Source organism: Helcococcus massiliensis (genome assembly GCF_900258485.1).
In the GTDB taxonomy this organism is placed as follows: domain Bacteria; phylum Bacillota; class Clostridia; order Tissierellales; family Peptoniphilaceae; genus Helcococcus; species Helcococcus massiliensis.
Window position 1 is genome coordinate 295628 of the sequence record NZ_OGVE01000002.1, and the last position, 18660, is coordinate 314287.

General features: G+C 35.0%; 14 protein-coding genes. 1 reads left to right on the forward strand and 13 read right to left on the reverse strand.

The annotated features are described in order from the left end of the window. Window positions 1-74 precede the first annotated feature (74 nt). The 12 genes from C4Q29_RS02985 to C4Q29_RS03040 all read right to left on the reverse strand — a co-directional run bounded on the left by C4Q29_RS02985 (window position 75) and on the right by C4Q29_RS03040 (window position 15214). Window positions 75-2549 carry a Rib/alpha-like domain-containing protein gene (locus C4Q29_RS02985; protein ID WP_103981349.1) on the reverse strand — a complete coding sequence of 825 codons (2475 nt, stop codon included), beginning with the start codon at window positions 2547-2549 and terminating at the stop codon, window positions 75-77. A 197-nt stretch (window positions 2550-2746) separates the two neighbouring features. Then, window positions 2747-5344 carry an Ig-like domain-containing protein gene (locus tag C4Q29_RS02990; protein ID WP_103981350.1) on the reverse strand — a complete coding sequence of 866 codons (2598 nt, stop codon included), beginning with the start codon at window positions 5342-5344 and terminating at the stop codon, window positions 2747-2749. 401 nt (window positions 5345-5745) lie between these two features. After that, the gene (gene lplA / locus C4Q29_RS02995) at window positions 5746-6735 is read right to left on the reverse strand and encodes a lipoate--protein ligase (RefSeq protein WP_103981351.1); all 990 of its coding nucleotides are present in this window, start codon (window positions 6733-6735) and stop codon (window positions 5746-5748) included. Window positions 6736-6752: 17 nt separating this feature from the next. Continuing rightward, the gene (lpdA, locus tag C4Q29_RS03000) at window positions 6753-8498 is read right to left on the reverse strand and encodes a dihydrolipoyl dehydrogenase (protein ID WP_103981352.1); all 1746 of its coding nucleotides are present in this window, start codon (window positions 8496-8498) and stop codon (window positions 6753-6755) included. 14 nt (window positions 8499-8512) lie between these two features. After that, the gene (locus tag C4Q29_RS03005) at window positions 8513-9544 is read right to left on the reverse strand and encodes a 2-oxo acid dehydrogenase subunit E2 (RefSeq protein WP_103981353.1); all 1032 of its coding nucleotides are present in this window, start codon (window positions 9542-9544) and stop codon (window positions 8513-8515) included. A 14-nt stretch (window positions 9545-9558) separates the two neighbouring features. Beyond that, window positions 9559-10554, reverse strand: a complete 996-nt coding sequence (locus C4Q29_RS03010; RefSeq protein ID WP_103981354.1) for an alpha-ketoacid dehydrogenase subunit beta — start codon at window positions 10552-10554, stop codon at window positions 9559-9561. Window positions 10555-10590: 36 nt separating this feature from the next. After that, on the reverse strand, window positions 10591-11571 hold the full coding sequence (locus tag C4Q29_RS03015) for a thiamine pyrophosphate-dependent dehydrogenase E1 component subunit alpha (RefSeq protein WP_103981355.1): 981 nt from the start codon (window positions 11569-11571) through the stop codon (window positions 10591-10593). Between the two features lie 94 nt (window positions 11572-11665). After that, window positions 11666-12325 carry a P-II family nitrogen regulator gene (locus C4Q29_RS03020; RefSeq protein ID WP_103981356.1) on the reverse strand — a complete coding sequence of 220 codons (660 nt, stop codon included), beginning with the start codon at window positions 12323-12325 and terminating at the stop codon, window positions 11666-11668. A gap of 1 nt (window position 12326) precedes the next feature. After that, window positions 12327-13808: a DUF1538 domain-containing protein gene (locus tag C4Q29_RS03025; RefSeq protein WP_103981357.1), complete on the reverse strand. Its 1482-nt coding sequence runs from the start codon at window positions 13806-13808 to the stop codon at window positions 12327-12329. A 59-nt stretch (window positions 13809-13867) separates the two neighbouring features. Further along, window positions 13868-14344: an N-acetyltransferase gene (locus C4Q29_RS03030; RefSeq protein ID WP_103981358.1), complete on the reverse strand. Its 477-nt coding sequence runs from the start codon at window positions 14342-14344 to the stop codon at window positions 13868-13870. Next, entirely contained in the window at window positions 14341-14673 is a 333-nt protein-coding gene (locus C4Q29_RS03035) for an acylphosphatase (protein WP_103981359.1), read from the reverse strand. The genes C4Q29_RS03030 and C4Q29_RS03035 overlap by 4 nt, the downstream gene beginning before the upstream one ends. Before the next feature lies 1 nt (window position 14674). Beyond that, on the reverse strand, window positions 14675-15214 hold the full coding sequence (locus C4Q29_RS03040; RefSeq protein ID WP_103981360.1) for an LOG family protein: 540 nt from the start codon (window positions 15212-15214) through the stop codon (window positions 14675-14677). 144 nt (window positions 15215-15358) lie between these two features. Between C4Q29_RS03040 and C4Q29_RS03045 the strand changes: the two genes are divergently transcribed. Further along, on the forward strand, window positions 15359-16156 hold the full coding sequence (locus tag C4Q29_RS03045) for a hypothetical protein (RefSeq protein WP_103981361.1): 798 nt from the start codon (window positions 15359-15361) through the stop codon (window positions 16154-16156). Between the two features lie 593 nt (window positions 16157-16749). On the opposite strand, the gene C4Q29_RS03050 is transcribed toward C4Q29_RS03045, so the two are convergent. After that, on the reverse strand, window positions 16750-18609 hold the full coding sequence (locus C4Q29_RS03050; protein ID WP_103981362.1) for a flavocytochrome c: 1860 nt from the start codon (window positions 18607-18609) through the stop codon (window positions 16750-16752). Window positions 18610-18660: the final 51 nt, after the last annotated feature.

Sequence of the window (18660 nt, forward strand, 5' to 3'; positions counted from 1 at the left end):
ATTTCAATCTATACGCTTTAAGAGCAAAAAAAGACTGCCCTAAGGCAGTCTAAAAATTTATTTCAACTAATTAATTAGTCTTCTTTTCTTTTTTTGGTAAATACGTAAGCTGCTGATGATAATAAAGTAACTGCTGATGTTAAGATTACACCTGCGTCACCTGTTTTTGGTGCTGCTTTTCCATCTTTACCTGGTTTTTCTGTTTCTTTTTCATCAACTTTTTGATCTGATTTCTTGCTTACTACAATTTCTATTATATTTGAAACTGTTTTACCTTTTTCTGTTTGAGTTACTTTGATTCTGTCATTTGCTTTTAATGTCTTATCAGCTGGAATTTCTACTGTCCAGTTTCCGTTTTCATCAACTTTTCCTGTAATCTTTGTTCCATCTGGTAATTCTACTATTATTTGAGATTCTGGTTCACCCTTACCTGTTATCTCCTTATCACCATCTGTGATTTTGTCAACTGTTGGTGTCTTTGATTTTTCAGGTGTTGGGTTTGTGCCTGTATTATCGTCATCACCTGTTCCTGGGGCTGGTGTTTGATCATCATCACCTTCGCCTGGTGTTGGTGTTTCTATTTTTTCCCATTTAGCTACAAATGTATGGTCGGCTTCAGCTGTATACTTATCACCTGGTTGATATACTGAACCCTCCCAGTATAAGAATTTGTAACCTTCTCTTGTTGGAGCTTCTAAAATTGTGATTTCATCACCTTTTTTAGCTTCTACATATTTGTTAGATGTAGAATCATCTGACCATGTACCACCGTTTGGATCAAATGTTAATACTACTTTTTCTTTATCTTTAACAACTACTGTTACTGTTGTTTCGTCTTTTGATCCGTCTGGATATTCTACAACTACTGGTATTTCATATTCACCTGGAGTTTCTCCATCTGGTAAGTCATCAGGATTCTTAACTGTAATCTTTGGATCTTCCTTATCTTCTGGATAACCTGGAATTCTTACCTTATCGATTACTTCTTCTTCTGTTGTAGGTTCACCTGGTTCTTTTACTATTGGATCTGTTTCAGGTTCATATTTTTCATTGTCTGGTTTGTCTTTAACAATTACTGTTACTGTTGTTTTATCTTTTGATCCATCTGGATATTCAACGATTACTGGTACTTCATACTCACCTGGAGTTTCTCCATCTGGTAAATCATCAGGATTTTCAACTGTAATCTTTGGATCTTCCTTATCTTCTGGATAACCTGGAATTTTCACCTTATCGATTACTTCTTCTTCTGTTGTAGGTTCACCTGGTTCTTTTACTATTGGATCTGTTTCAGGCTCATATTTTTCATTGTCTGGTTTGTCTTTAACAATTACTGTTACTGTTGTTTCATCTTCTGATCCATCTGGATATTCTACAACTACTGGTATTTCATATTCACCTGGGGTCTTTCCATCTGGTAAATCATCAGGATTTTTAACTGTAATCTTTGGATCTTCCTTATCTTCTGGATAATTTGGAATTTTTACCTTGTCGATCACTTCTTCTTCTGTTGTTGGTTCACCTGGTTCTTTTACTATTGGATCTGTTTCAGGTTCATATTTTTCGTTATCTGGTGTTGGCAATTCTTCATAATTCGCTGTTACTTTTAATGCACCAGTAATCTCTGTTATGCCTGATTTATCCCAAATTGTAAATCTGAATCCTTCATTTGCAGTCACTTTTGGTTTTGGAGTAATATCTGCAAGTATCTTTCCTGCTTCTGGATTTACCCAGTATTTGGTTGTTCCAGAAAGTGTACCATGTTCACCTGGTAAAAATTCTACTAGTACAAAGTTTTCTGGTACGTCTGGTTTGTCATCACCTGGTTGTGGAACTATTTCTGGTCCTATATATTTATATGTTGCTTTATTTGTAAATGATCTGCTCGACCCTATGTCTCCATCTAGTGTAAAGCTATTTGGAAGCCTGTAAGTCCAGCCTGTAAATTCCCAAAAACTATTGTTATTTACTTCTACCTTAGGTGATTCTTCATTAAAGTGAGTACTTCCTCGTAAAGTTTCAAATTCTAAAGTTATTTTATCTGGTCCACTAACAATCTTACCATGTTTACCTGGATCAAAGTTCATGATAACTGCTTTAGAATACATTGCTTTATACGTTATATCATTACCAACTGAGCTATGTAAAGAACCGCTAACTGTAATCTCATCTTTAGCTTCTTCAAATGATGCAGTAATATAACTTCTAGTTGCAGGTAGCCAACCTTTAAAGATAAAGCCTTCACCAACCTCTATTTCAGGTAATTCATCCTTAAGTGTTATTTTTTCACCTGATCTAACCACATAGAAAGCTTCAGGCTCCCCTTCTTTAACTTTCCCCTGTTTATATCTTAGAACCGGATTAATATTTAGATCAAGTCTGAAATAACCTAATCCATCACTTCTTGTAGGAGCCTTTTTAGGTTCTCCATTTACGATCGGGATAATATCTTGATCTTGTGCCGCTATGGCTGTTTGTGTAAATATTGGATTAATAGCACCTAGTACTATACTTAATACCAATATTAACGAAAAAATTCTTTTTTTCATGTCTCCCCTTCCTCCAAACAATTACTATATTCCTATTATGTAATAGTTATCATTAATATATACAAAAATGACTAAAAATGCAAGAAAATTTTAATTTTAACAATATACCTATATTATCTGTTTTTAATATTTCATAGTCTATTTAAAACAAAAAAAGACTGCCCTAAGGCAGTCTAAAATTTATTTCAACTAATTAATTAGTCTTCTTTTCTTTTTCTGGTAAATACGTATGCTGCTGCTGATAAAGCAGTAACTGCTGATGTTAACATTACACCTGCATCACCTGTTTTTGGTGCTGCTTTACCATCTTTACCTGGTTTTTCTGTTTCTTTTTCATCAACTTTTTGATCTGTTTTTTTGCTTACTACAATTTCTATTATATTTGAAACTGTTTTACCTTTTTCTGTTTGAGTTACTTTAATTCTATCATTTGCTTTTAGTGTCTTATCAGCTGGAATTTCTACTGTCCAGTTTCCGTCTTTATCAACTTTACCTTCTAGTTTTGTTCCGTCTGGTAATTCTACTACGATGTCAGATTCTGGTTCACCCTTACCTGTTATCTTCTTGTCACCTTCTGTTACTTTATTTACTTCTGGTGTCTTTGATTTTTCTGGTGTTGGGTTTGTGCCTGTATTATCGTCATAACCTGTTCCTGGTGCTGGTGTTTGATCGTCATCACCTGTTCCTGGTGCTGGTGTTTGATCATCATCACCTGTTCCAGGTGCTGGTGTTTCTGGTTCTTCATCAACTGGTAAATCTTCTACTAATTTGAAAGCTCCCCAAACTCTATTGCTTAAAGCTGTAATTAGATTTTCTTTTGAAACTTCTAATGTAAATTCATTTTTATTTTCAGTTTCTTTTGCTTTATTGAATGTGTTTTCGTTTATTACTGCTTTAGTATTTTCTGGTAAATTAGATAATTTAATTGTGTATGTTCCAAGATCTAAATCATCTGTTAGATATTGTAGAATTTCATTGAAATCACCTTTTACTACTTTACCATCTTTATCTAATACTTCTACTGTAACTTTAGTTTTCTTGTTTTCTAAGTCTCTTACTTCTAGACCTATTTGATACTTTTTAACTTCAGGCTCTTCATCTGCTGGTAATTCTTTTACTGTAACTGTCCAACCTTTAGCACGACTATTTTCTTCTATTGTTACAGTGTCAGTAAAGCTAGTATCTAGTTTTTTACCTTCAGTAAATTCTTCTGGTAGAGAAACTAATGATAGTTTATATGTTCCTGCTGGTAATTGTAGATGAGGTATATTACCTTCTGCATCCATTGTGAAGATATATTCTTCACCTGTTTCTGTGTTTACGGCCTTTGATACCGCATTAGGTATTCTAGAGAAGTTTCTATCTAAATCCATATATTGTGTGTTTAGTGAAACATCTACTGTTACTTTTTCTTCACCTGGATTTTCTGATTCTGCATCTGCTGGCAACTCTTTTACAGTAACTTTCCATCCTTTGTTATTGAAAGGTTCTTTTATTGTTACAGTGTCAGTGAAACTTGTATCTAACTTTTTACCTTCTTTAAATTCATCTGGTAGAGAAACTAATGATAGCTCGTATGTTCCTTCAGGTAATCTTAAGTGAGGAATGTTACCTTTTTCATCCATTGTGAAGATAAATGTTTCACCTGTTTCTGTATTTACAGCTTTTGATACTGCATTTGGTATTCTAGAGAAGTTTCTATCTAAATCCATATATTGTGTGTTTAATGAAACATCAACTGTTGGAATTATTTCTACCACATTGAATCCTTGTGCTGAAGAAGTATTAATTTCAATTTCCCTTGCTTTAGGCCATTCAAATCTACCTTTTAATTCTTTTGGAACATCTACTAATTCTATTGTATACTTACCAACTTCTACTTTTTGGTGTGAACCTGTTTTATCTGTTGTAAATGTATATTCTTTTCCTGTTTCAGCATTTGTTATTTTTATTTCTGCTCCATTTACAAATTTATATGGTGTATTAGTTTTTTCTAAACTTTCATATTCTTTACCTGGTAGGTTTCTAAATGCAAGTCTAGATCCGAAGTTGACTTTCTTCGTTTCTGGTGTTTCTTCTTCTGCTGGTAATTCTTTTACTCTAATTGTCCATCCTTTCCCGTTATCAGGTGATGTTACTGTTTTTTCGTAGGTTACGCTAGTATCTAGATTTTTACCCTTAGCAAAATCATCTGGTACAGAAACTATTGATACTTTATATGTTCCTTCAGGTAGTTGGTTGTGAGGAATATTACCTTTTTCATCCATCGTGAAGATATATTCAACACCTGTTTCTTTGTTTACAGCTTTTGATACTGCATTAGGGATGTTTGTATAGCTTCCATCTAAGCCCTCTAATTGAGTGTTTAATGAAACATCTAGTAATGGTTTATCTTTTATTATAAATGGTATACTTAAATTGAATCTACCCTTTTTAACTTCATCTACTCTAGTTTGACTAAAATTTAGATTTTTCCCTTTAGCAAATTCATCTGGTATAGAAACTACAGAGAATGTATATGTTCCTAGAGGAAGTTCATTTTTAGCTACAGAAGCATCTGCACCCATCTCAAAGGTATATTCCTCTCCTGTTGAATTGTTCTTAGCCTTAGCAATAGCACCAGCTATTTTTTCATATCTTCCGTCTTCATGTCTATATTGAATATTTAATGAAACCGGTCTGACTTCAACTGTTTCTTTTTCTTCACCTTCTGCTCTAGCAGTGATTGTCATGAATGGTAAAATCAAAACTAAAGCTAAAAGTAAAGAAAGAATTTTTCTACTTGTACTTTTCACAACATTCTCCCTTCTTATATTTTTATGTATTGTGTATTTTAGAAAGTTTAAAATATACTCTCTGACTTAATTATACCCATTATATATATTAATCTCAATTTATTTAAAATAACTTAAACACTTAAAATTACCCCCCCCATCAATCTCAAACGTTTATTTTTAGCCGTTTGTAGGAAAATGGTTTTTCTATGATTTTTTATTCAACATTTTATTCACATTTTTAATGTAAAGTTTTTGTAATATTTGAAAGTTTTTAGTTTAAATAGCTGAAAATCATGAAAGTTTTCATTTTATCTCGTGTACAATTTTACACATTTATTTATATACTAACTTTTATTGGAATATTTATTCTAATAAAAAATAAAAAATCGGTATGGAATTTAATTCCATACCGGCCTATTTTAATCAACCAAAATATCTAAAGCTTCTTCATTGGAAACATTTAAGAAATATTCACCTATATTAACTTGGTCTAATACTTCCTTGATAGATTTTTTGTCATACCTTACGCCAATCAACTTGTGTGCAAGTTCATCAACATCTTTAACTCCGAAAAAGTCTCCGAAAAACTTCATATCGGTTATGTGGCCCTTGTTTACATTGATATGGGCTTCAACCTTTCCTGAAGGAAGACGTCTATTTCTTTGGATTGAAAAGTCTGGGTTTGTTCCATAGACCCAATCCCAAGATTTGTTTTTTTCATTCATGATTTCTTCGATTTTCTTTTCATCTTCTTCAGTGATCTTATATTCTTTCATGTTATATTTCTTGTCCATAAAATCTCTGAGCTTTTCAGCGAAGTCTTCAACTGTATATGACTTATCTTCAAGGTGGTCTTTGATATTTGTAACCCTTGACCTAACGGAAGTCTTACCCTTTGATTCAATTTTATCTTTGGAAACTTTTAAAGCCTTTGATAAGACTGACAAGTCAACATCAAACATGATACATCCATGATGCATGACTCTATTTCCCTTGATGTATTGGGCGTTACCACAAAACTTTTGGTCTCCAATCTGCAGGTCATTTCTTCCTGTGAAATAGGCTTCAACACCCATTTCTGCCAAGGCATCTATCACGGGCTGACTCATTGACTTAAAGTCAAAGTCAGCCTGACTTTCTTCACTTGATATAATTGTGTAGTTTAAGTTGTTTAAGTCATGATAGACAGCACCACCACCACTTATACGACGCACGATTTGTATATCGTGGTCGTCGCAGTAGTGTTGATCAATTTCTTGTCTTGTATTTTGATTTTTACCTACAACTATGCAAGGTCTATTTATCCATAGATAAAAGACATCATCCTCTTCTGCCAACTCATTGAAAGCAAATAACTCAAGGGCAGTGTTGTAGGCTGGATCTGTATTATCAGATTTCAAATAAATCATTTTTTACCTGATTTCTATTATTTCTTTTTACCTGAGTGTACTGATCTATCTAAGCAATCTGCAAATGCTTCATATAGTACTTCTGAGAATGTTGGGTGACCGTGCATTGCTTCTAATACATCATCTACGATCATTTCTGTTTCCATGATTGTTACTGCTTCGTTGATGATTTCAGCTGCTGATGGTCCAACAATGTGAACACCTAATACTTCGTGGTATTTTGTATCCATGATTACTTTTACGAAACCGTCAGCCTTGTTAGATGCTAATGCTCTACCATTGCTTCCGAAGTTGAATCTACCAACTTTGATATCATGTGTCTTAGCTGCTGCTTCTTCTGTTAAACCAACTGCTGCAACTTCTGGGAATGTATATACAGCTGAAGGAATTGTATTTAAGTCAACCTTCTTAGCTGAACCCATTGCGTGTTCTGCTGCTCTTTCACCCATCTTGAATGCTGCGTGAGCTAACATTAAGTGACCATTTACATCACCAGGTGCATATATGTCTGGATCAGATGTTTGCATATAGTCGTTAACCTTTAAGTAGCCTCTTTCTGTCTTTTCTAAGTCATAGTCAGCTACTGCTGATAGGTTAGCCTTACGTCCTACAGCTAATAGAACATAGTCAGCAACTATATCATCTTGTCCTTCTACCTTAACTAATAATTCTTTTTCTTTTTCAACAACACCATTGAATCTTGCATTTGTTATAATATCGATGCCTTCTTTTTTGAATCTCTTTGTAACAACATCTGATAGGTCCTTATCTAAAGTATTTAAGATTCTGTCCCCACCTTCAATGATTGTAACTTTTGATCCAAATGCTGAGAATGCTTGACCGAATTCTGAACCGATTACACCACCACCAACTATTACTAGTCTCTTTGGTAGTACATCTAAGTCTAATAATTCATCTGATGTCAATACTCTATCTGAGTCAGCACCTTCTACATTTAATACTATAGGTTGTGAACCACCAGCTAAGATAATCTTGTCTGCATCGATTGTTTCTTCACCATCATTTACAGAAACTTTTTTATCTTTTGTTATAGTTCCTAAACCATTGTATACCTTGATACCGTATGATTTCATTAAGAATGCAATACCACCTGTAAGTTTCTTAACAACTTCATTTTTAACGTCAACAGTTTTTGGCATATCTACTTTGAATGCATCATTTACTAATTTGATACCTCTTTCATCAGCTTCTCTAATTGAGTAAATTAATTCAGCATTGTGTAGGTATGTTTTTGTTGGAATACATCCTCTATTTAAGCATGTACCACCTAATACAGAATTTTCAACGATAGCTACCTTACCACCTAATTGTGCTGCTCTAATAGCTGCAACATAACCAGCTGGTCCACCACCGATAACAGCCACATCAAAGTCACCTTTTCTTTCTCTCTTTGGTGCTTCTTCTGTTTCTGCTTTAGCTACTGATTCTGGTAATACTTCTTTTTTAACTTCTTCTTGTTCTTCTTCTGATGGAGCTGCTCCACCTGCTTCTGGAATTTCTTCTCCAGCTTCACCAATCCAACCAATTGTTGTAACAACAGGAACAACATCTCCTGCGCCATATAATTGTTTTAGTAAAACACCTGATTCTTCAGATTCAACTTCCATGTTTACTTTGTCTGTTACAATTTCAAGAATTGGTTGACCAACTTTAACTTCGTCACCTTCGTTAACAAGCCATTGTACGATTTCGCCCTCTTCCATTTCAGAGCCGGCTTTCGGCATGATTATTTCATATGCCATCTTCTACCTCCTAATTAAATTAATAGTCCTATTGGATTTTCTAAATTACCCTTTAATGTTTGCATGAATTTAGCGCCTTCTAGACCATCGATAATTCTGTGGTCAGCGTTTAGTGAAATATTCATCATAGGTCTTACTACAATTTCACCATCTACAACTACTGGTGTTTGTTTTGTAGCAGCTATTGATAAAATAGCTGTGTTTGGTTGGTTGATAATTGATGAGAATGTATCTACCCCAAACATACCCAAGTTAGATATTGTGAATGTTGAACCATTCATATCTTTGAACTTCAAGTTCTTTTCTTGTGTTGCCTTGATTACTCTCTTACTTTCACTTACTAATTCGGTAAATGACATCTTGTCTGCATCATGCACTACTGGAACATAAAGTCCTTCTTCAAGACCTACTGCTATACCTAATGAAACATAGTCATGGTAAATAATTTCTGTTTCATCTTCAGATACACTTGCGTTTACAAGTGGGTGTTTACCTAAAGCTTTAACAACTGCTAATGAAATATAGTCAGTTACAGATGGTTTCAAGTCTATCTTTTCGATAACTAAATCTGCTGTTTGTTTTCTTAAAGCTAATAAGTTTGTCATATCGATAGCAACTGTTACAGAATAAGTTGGAGACACTTCTTGTGATTCCTTCATTCTTGCACCGATAACTTTTCTTACGCCAGTCATCTTTTCCCTTCTTGTGCCATCTTCTGCAACTGCTGTTTCTTTCTTTTCTTCTGCCTTAGTTTCTACCTTAGCATCTTCAGCCTTTTGACCGCTCAATAGGGCAAGCACATCTCTCTTCATGATCTTGCCTCTTGGACCTGATCCTTCAAGCACTTCAACATTTAATCCTTCAACTTTTGCAATCCTTCTTGCTAGAGGTGAAATTTTGATAGCGCCTGAAATCTTGTACTCGGTCACGTCATCTAGGTGTACACGACCTTTCGCTCCAGAGCCTTTTACTTCGCGTAAGTCTATGCCATATTCTTCAGCATATCTTCTCGCAGCTGGAGTAGCTCTCAATTTCATGTCTTTCATAGCTTCTCCTTTAACTATTCTTTGTTAACTGTCTTTAATATTGCATCCACTACTTTTTCAACACTTGGTTGAACTGCTTTTTCTAAGTTTGGTGCTGATGGTACGTGTGTATCAGCTGATGCGATACGTCTAATTGGTGCGTCTAGGAAGTCGAATGCTTCACTTTCAGCAACTCTAGCAACTATTTCACCACCAAAACCTGATGTTTTGAATGAGTCGTGTACAACGATTAATTTTCCTGTCTTTTTGATTGATTCAAATATGATTTCTTCATCTAATGGAATTAATGTAACAATGTCGATAATTTCAACATCAATACCTTGTTTCTCAACTTCTTCTGCAGCTTTTTCTACTAGTTCAAAAGCCTTACCCCAAGATACGATTGTTACATCCTTACCTTCTCTAAATACTTTACCCTTACCTAATACACCGATGTTATCATCTGATGCATCTACCATACCTTTTTTACCAAAGTGTGTTTTTGGTTCTAAGTATATAACTGGGTTGTTATCTCTAATAGCTGCTCTTAACATTGCATATGCATCGTTTGGATTTGAAGGTGCAACTACCTTGATACCTGGTATATGTGTAAACCATGCTTCTAATGTTTTTTGGTGTTGTGATGAAGCACCTGTACCAGCACCATTAGCTGCTCTAAATGTAACAGGAACTGAAACTTCCCCACCTAACATGTATCTCATTGGAGCTGCTTGGTTAACAATTGCGTCCATAGCTATTGTCACAAAGTCCATAAATGTAAGGTCAACTATTGGTCTCATACCTAATGATGCTGCACCTGAAGCAGCACCTGCTATAGCAGCTTCTGAAATTGGTGTATCAATAACTCTTTGCGGTCCAAATTCTTCAATCATACCTACAGTAGTACCGAAGTCACCACCAAAAATACCTACGTCTTCACCCATTAAAAATACATCTTCGTTTTGACGCATTTCATCTGTCATAGCTTGATTTATAGCATCACGCCATCTCATTTCTTTCATTTCGCCCATGATTAATCCTTTCTTTACTTTCCTTTATTTCTCTAACTAGTCTGCAAAATTGTCTTGGAAGGCAACTTCAATTTCTGGATAAGGTGCTTCTTTAGCAAATTCTACAGCTTCCTTGATATCTGCTATTGCTTTTTCTCTGATTTCATCTAATTCTTCTTCAGTAGCTGTCTTGTCTTCTAACAATACTTTTCTGAAAGCTTCAATTGGATCTCTTTCTCTCCATGAATCAATTTCTTCTCTTGATCTGTATGCACCAGCGTCAGATGCTGAGTGACCGAACCATCTATATGTCTTAGCTTCAACTAAAACTGGTCCTTTACCTGATCTTGCGTGTTCGATAGCTTCCATTGTCGCATCGTAAACCGCTAATAAGTCGTTACCATCTTCAACAAGTATACCAGGGATACCATAAGCTGGAGCTCTGTCTACTACGTTGTCAACGTTCATAGCGTCGTTGATGTCCATTGAAATACCATATTTGTTGTTGATTACATACCATACTAATGGTAGGTCCCATGTAGAAGCCATGTTTAATCCTTCGTGGAATGAACCTTCGTTTGTAGCACCGTCACCCATAGCTGCTAAAACAATGTTACCTGTTTTCTTCATTTTTTGTACAAGTGCTGCACCAACTGATAGTCCGTGTCCACCACCAACTATACCGTTACATGACATGTTGTTTACTTCAAGGTTGAATACGTGCATGGAACCACCTCTACCTTTACAGTAGCCAGGTGCCTTACCTAGTATTTCAGCCATCATTCTTTTTAGATCAATACCTTTTGAGATTGTTTGTCCGTGACCCCTGTGGTTTGAATACATAAGGTCTTCTTTTTTCATTGCATAAATAGCACCAACGTTTGCAGCTTCTTCACCTACTGAATAGTGAGTCATACCTGCAACTAAACCTCTTGAGTAAAGTTTAGCTAATTCTAAGTCGAAATGTCTGATTTCTTCCATCAATCTCAACATATCCAACTTTTGTTCTTTTGTTAACTTGTCTGAATATTTACCCATAAATATTTCCTTTCTATAAAAATATATTTGTCCACCAACAATTATATATTAATTCCGTTTACATTTCAATAAAACGTTGAAATTTCAATGTTTATTAATTATCAATCTTTCCTTCATGGTAAATTCCGTGAGCTTGATCGATGTCTTGCACGAAGATAATGCCCTTTCCAGCTATGTTGATTTCTAAGTCATTGTTTATTCTTTCAACAACATTTTGAGCTATCTTGCTATCAACAATTATCATAACCACTTCTTTTTCTGGCTCTATGTCCATATTGAATAATTTTAGGGTTTCTTTTGTACCTGAACCCCTAGCATGCAAGACGGTTCCACCTCTTGCACCGGCTGCGTTTGCAGATTCTACTACATCATTAGCCTTACCTCTGTCTACTATAGTTGTAATAAGTTTAAACATAGGATCTACCACCTCATCTTTTTTAAGTTCTTTTTCTAAAAGACTGCCACTTATAGCAGTTAAATTAGTTGTGAAAATAATACCTGTATTCTTCTTTTCTAAATTAAATTTAGCAACCAAAGTAGGCACTATTTTACTTGCAGACTCTTCATCGACTGCCATTATCAACAATTCTTTCTTTTCATTATATATAGAGAAAAAGTTTAGAAACTTATCGCTAAGAGTTCCTTTCGCCCTATAAATGGTCCCACCTAAGGCTCCAAGTTTTTTTGATTCTTTCAAGACTTTTGAAGCTTTATGATCAGGAACAATTACATGTATAAGCTTGTATGATGCCATATTAAGCTCCTTTCTTGCTTTTTGATTTTGAATTAAATATGATACCTAATATTTGCAAGGCAACTATCGGTGCCATAGCAACTAGAGATATCATTCCGAAACCTTCGGTCAATAAGCTAGCTTGTGGACTAGCATCAGCAACCCCTTGGACAAAGGCTAAGATAAAGGTAGCCGTCATTGGGCCTGTGGCTGTACCACCAGCGTCAAAGGCTATACCTATAAATAGGTTTGGTGTCCACTTCATCATCGATAAAGCCATTAGATAACCTGGAAGCAAGATATACCAAAGTTTAATATCTGGAATTATAATTCTCAATACCGCCAAAACTACAGCTAGACCAACACCTATACATAAGAATATTGATACAGCACCTTTTTTAACAGAACCGGATGTAACATCTTCTATTTGATTGGTCAATACATAAACTGCAGGTTCTGCCAAAATTGTTACCAGACCTATTAAGAATGCTATTATAAGCAACCAGGTCTTAGTTTCCATGGCTGCAAGTCCTTGCCCTAGCAAGACACCTACTTCGAAGAAACCACCATTCACCCCAAGTAAAAATACTAGCAAACCCACAAAAGATAAAACAAAACCGGTTAAGATTTTTCTATTTTCTCTTTTGGATAGTTTGAAAACCAAAACTTGTAAGATTAGGTAAATAAGTAGCAATGGTAATAGGGAAATAACAGCTTCTCTAAATTGCTTACTAAATAAATCTACGAATGGTTTAAGGATTTTGTCTGTTGCTGTCATTTCAAGGGATAGGTCATGTGAGAATGCTTTGTCCCCTGTAAATATATCTAGCAACATAACCCCTACTATAGCTCCCGATGAAGCTAGAGCAACAAGTCCGAAGGAATCTTCCTCACTTGCTACAGAGTCTTTTTTCAATTTTGAAATACCTGTAGATAGGGCTAATATAAAGGGAACTGCTAAAACTCCTGTTGTAGCCCCTGATGCATCAAAAGAAATTGCTAAAAATTCTTCTGATGTAAAAATAGCCAAGATGAATATTATTGTATAAATTGCTAATAAGAAATATTTTAATTGGACATTGAAAAATACCCTTAAAAATCCTGCCGATATCATGAAAGCCATTCCTACTGATACTACAATAAATAGGCTTGTAGCAGATATGGAACCCTGGGTAACAGTATCAATTTGTCCACCTAAAACTAATAAACCAGGCTCTGCTATCGATATAAAAAATCCTAAAATAAGGCCAGCAATTAAAACCAAGCATAATTTGTTTGACCTGGCTAGAGATTCACCGACATGGTCACCAAAGGGTGTGATACCTATGTCTACACCTATCAAAAACAGGGCCAAGCCCAGTACAACTAAGACGGTTCCTATTAGAAACCTTATCAAGACTGGAGCCCCCAATGGGATCAAGGTGAAATTTACTATAAACACGATTATAGCTATTGGAATCACCGTCGATGCCATCTCCTTTAATTTTTCCAATATTAAATTCAAAGCTTCCTCCTCATCATTTTTCTTTGGAATTATCTATACCCATTATTCAAAATAAGAAACTAGACAACTAGATGATAAGCAAGTCTTTCTAGTTCTCCGTCTATATAAATCCTTCCAACATATGAAAATTTATTTCTTTTGATATTTAACTGCATGACCTTGTTGTGCTTGTGTGTGTCAATCCTGATATTGTTTGACTTGGTTTTGGCAAAGTCCAAGGCTTTTTTTAATACACCCTTTTTCATTCCATTTGCAGCAAGCTTATGAATAGCCACATAAGGCTCGTCATTTAGCCATTGTCCATCAATGTCTTCATAATCTTTATCATAATCATAAAGGGAGAAAACTCCTAGAATCCCTTCGTCTCCTTCTATAATATACATTCTTTTTTGATCAATATCTGTGACCACCGCCTCATATGTCGGCCTATTATCTCCCCACTGGTCTGGATTTCCAGTATCCTTCATAAATTTTCTGGCCTTCATATAAACCAGCATTATGTTGGTTAGATCTTCTTTTGTCGCTAGTCTCATCATCTTATTTCAAACCCTTCAAATTCTTCATTTATCGCGATTTCTTTTTTATTTAACTTCTCGATTTTAGCAAAGGAATATTGGTCCATCATTTTTATAAGATGGTCTACCTTTTCGTCCGGACCTTGGATCACAGCTTCTACATTGCCATTATCTAAGTTTTTCACCCAGCCTTGTAAGTTGAGTTTGTTGGCATAATCAAACACTGTATACCTAAAACCCACACCTTGGACTCGACCTTCAAAAATGCATTCATAAGCCTTTAGAGGACTATCTGCAAATACAGGAATTTCCTCTGCTTTTTTATTTTTAAATAAATCCCAAAAACTCATTTTATAACCTTTCTTGGATGAAAGTCTCTATTTCTGCAAAGTCGTCAGAAAATAGGAAGTCTTTTCTAGCCTCTTCATCTAAAAAACCTTCCCTAACCATGTCGTCATACATTCTTTCTAAATTGTCATAATAGCCATTCTTATTATAAAGAATGCAAGGATTTGGATTTTGACCAACCAAATACAAAGAATAAGCTTCAGTGATTTCTTCCATGGTACCTGGTCCACCTGGTATAGCCAGGCAAACTTGGGACAAGTCTCTGACCTTGTCTTTACGCTCTTGCATGGTTTGAGTGAGGATGTATTCGTCGCATTCTTCATATCTTTCTTCGATTTCTAGAAGAAACTCTGGCATCACTCCTATGACCTTGCCGCCCTTTTCCTTAACTCTTTTAGCAAGTACTCCCATGAGCCCCTTGGCATTACCGCCATAGACTAAATTGTGACCATTCTCAACAATCCAGTCAGCAACTTCTGTAGCTGCCTCTGTGTAAATTTTGTCTTTACCTGTTTTCGAACCCAAATAAACTAATATATTCATAATCTCATCCTTTCCTGTGTCTTACTTCTATTATATTGCAAAGATTTTCATAGGGCAATTAAGCTTGGCCTTTATAAATTTTTTGTAACAATGTTGAGAGTTTTTATTTTTGAAATTGTCGTAAAATTGAAGGAAGGAGGTAGCATGATAAGTTTTGAAAAGAATTTGGATATGGAGATTTCTAGGCTGGAAGAAGTACTTGACCAAGTTTTGGAAGTCGAGGAAGACTTGCCTGAGGGGAGTTTGAATGTGAATGGTAATAGAACTTATTGGTACAAAGATGGTGAAAGAACCTATATTCCAAAGAAAAATAATGAATTGGCATATAAATTATGTTTAAATTCTTATGTTCCGAAACTTAAAGAAAACTTAATGGCGAGACTAAAGCTACTTCAAGAATACAAACATTTTTCTGAAAACAATCATCTAATTAGTATAGAAAATAACTTCAATATAAATAAAAAACAATATCTAAGACCACTTTATAAATCTTATAAAGATTTATCTACTGAATGGTTAAATGAAAATTATGATAGAAAGAGGATAGAAATCACACCAAATACACTAACCACAAATAGAGGTGATATTGTGCGATCCAAGTCTGAGTGTTTGATTGCTAATTTTTTATATCAAAGAAATATAGCTTATAGGTATGAGGCTGTAATTGAGTTAGAAGATATAGATGGATTTGGAAACAAGTTTAGTAGGAAAATATATCCTGATTTTACGATTTTACATCCTAAGACTAGGGAAATTATTATTTGGGAACATTTTGGGATGATGGATAATAGTGAATACTCAAAAACTGCTTTGCTCAAAATTAATAACTATATCAATAACGGCTATATCCCTGGAATAAATTTGATATGCACATTTGAGAGTTTAGCTGTTAATTGGAATGGAGCTGCAATAAGTAAGTTAATTGATAGCTTGTTTGTTTAACGATTTGTGATTAAAGATTCTTAGAAGTGTTTTTATAGCGGACGATTTATTATGAATATAATTTTTGAATTGAAATGATTTGAGTAATTGGCGCATATTTTTCATTTATCTTAAATTTGCGCCACTTTTTATAACTAGTTTGGCACATTTATGACTTTTTTCTCATTTTTGCGCCACTTTTAGAATATTATTTTTTCTATTTTGGTGCATATTTCGAGTTTCTTGGAATTTTGCGCTACTTTTCGTGTATTTATCTGGATAAAGTCTCTCTATTTTGGCGCAAATTTTAATTTTTCCAAAGTTTTGCGCCATTTGTTCTTAACCATTTGGCGCATTTCTTCATTATTTTCCTTTTTTGCGCCAATTCTTGAATTTTCAGTTCCTTATTTTGGTGCAAAGTTTAATTTTTTCAAAGTTTTGCGCCAAAAGCTATATTCCAACCCAAAACACAAAAAAAAAAGAAGTGCGAACGCACTTCTTCCTATATTGTAGGCTTGGCCAAGAGCCAAGCCTTTTATTTTACACTTAAACTCTCTTTGGCCGCCGCAGTTACTGAAACTACTTTACCCACCAAAGCTAGCCTAAATCAACTATTATTTAGCATTATCTGCAGCGTTTTGTCCAGCTATTCTTCCGAATACTAGGATGTCTGCTACAGCGTTACCGCCTAATCTGTTTTTACCGTGTACTCCGCCTGTTACTTCTCCGGCTGCGTATAGGTTTGGAATGGTCTTGCCATCTTTGTCTAATACTTCAGCTTTTTCGTTGATGCTTAATCCACCCATTGTGTGGTGAACACCAGGAGATACTTTGATTGCGTAGAATGGTCCTTGGTTTAGTGGTTGTGTGAATGCTTGTCTGTGGAATTCTTCGTCTGATTTTGTTTCTACAGACTTGTTCCATTTGTCCATTGTTTCTTTTAGTGTTGCTGGATCAATGTTGATTTCCTTAGCTAAGTCTTCTATCGTTTGACCTTCTTTTGTGAAACCTTTGCTCTTGTAACCTTGTAATGGAGCTGACTTGTCTAACATTTGTTGGTCAACTATTAGGTAAGCATAACCACCTGTTTGTGCTATTTCTGCTGCTGAAACCTTGTCTCTTGTTTCAGTTTCATTTATAAATCTCTTACCTTCTTGGTTTACTAGAATAGCTCCGTCACCCCTTACACCTTCTGTAATTAATGAAGATGTTTCTTGTTCTACAGTTGGGTGGATTTGGATTTGGTCTAAGTCTACAACTTTAGCACCAATTTTTTCTGCCATCCAGATACCATCACCTGTGATTTGTGGTGCGTTTGTAGTTACGAAGCCTTTTAATTCTGGTTTGATTTCTGCAACTTTTTCTAAGTTACCTGCGAAACCACCACTTGCTATTACTACGGATTTTGCATTAACTGTTAATCCGTCAGCCTTTGCTCCAACTACTTTACCATCTTTAACTATAAGTTCTTTAACTTCTTTACCAAAAGCAATTTCAATCTTTTTGTCTTCTACAATCTTTGTCATTCTTGGAATTAAGTATGAACCAACTGCTAGTGTTTTACCATCTTCCATTGGTCTGTGGATTCTCTTTACAGATGCACCACCAAAGCTACCAACGCTTGTTAGCTCCATTCCTAAAGTTTTCAACCATTCGATAGTTTCTGAACTCTTGCTTACTAATGTTTTTACAAGATTGTGGTCGTTTAAGTTTTGTCCACCTACTAAAGTATCTAGCATGAATAAGTCTTCACTATCGAAGTATCCTTTTTCATTTGATTGGTAGTCTTTGAATTGTTGTTCAACTTTGTCTGCTAGTTCTTTTAATTCTGGATAATCTTTTCTAGCTTTAGCAATAACATTTGTGATAGCTTCTGCCTCTGCTACTGTAAATTCATTTTCGTCTTGGTATTTTGTTTTAGCAGCATTCATACCACCTGTGGCTCTTGTTGTGTTACCACCTGTTAATTCTGCTTTTTCAACGATAAATACATTCTTACCAGCATTGTTTGCTTCGATTGCTGCAGAAAGTCCTGCACCACCTGCACCAATTACTAATACATCTGTATCTACTGTTTTTTCTTCTTCCTTCTTACCAGTTTCATTGCCGCCTTTTACTTCACCAATTGTGTTTTCAGCAAGAATGGACTTAACAGCTTCTAAAATAGCTCCTGATGTCACTGTTGCCGATGCAATACCATCAACTTCTGCTGATTGTTTTTCAACAATTTGTGCAGGTAATTTTTCAACAGCTACAGTACCTATTCCTTCTGTTTCGCCGTGTTTCAATACCTTTACTGATTCAATCTTTTGGTCAGATAATACAACTTCAACTTCTACTGGATTTTCTTTATTAAATCCTGTTGCTGTTGCTGTGTATGTACCAGCCTTGTATGTAGGGTCTTCTTTTTTCCCACAAGCTACTAATGATAAAACCATTAGCATAGCTAATAATAATGAAATAATTCTTTTCATCATTTCCTCCTAAAATTTTATGTACTAGACTATTCTAGTTGCTTTCTAGTA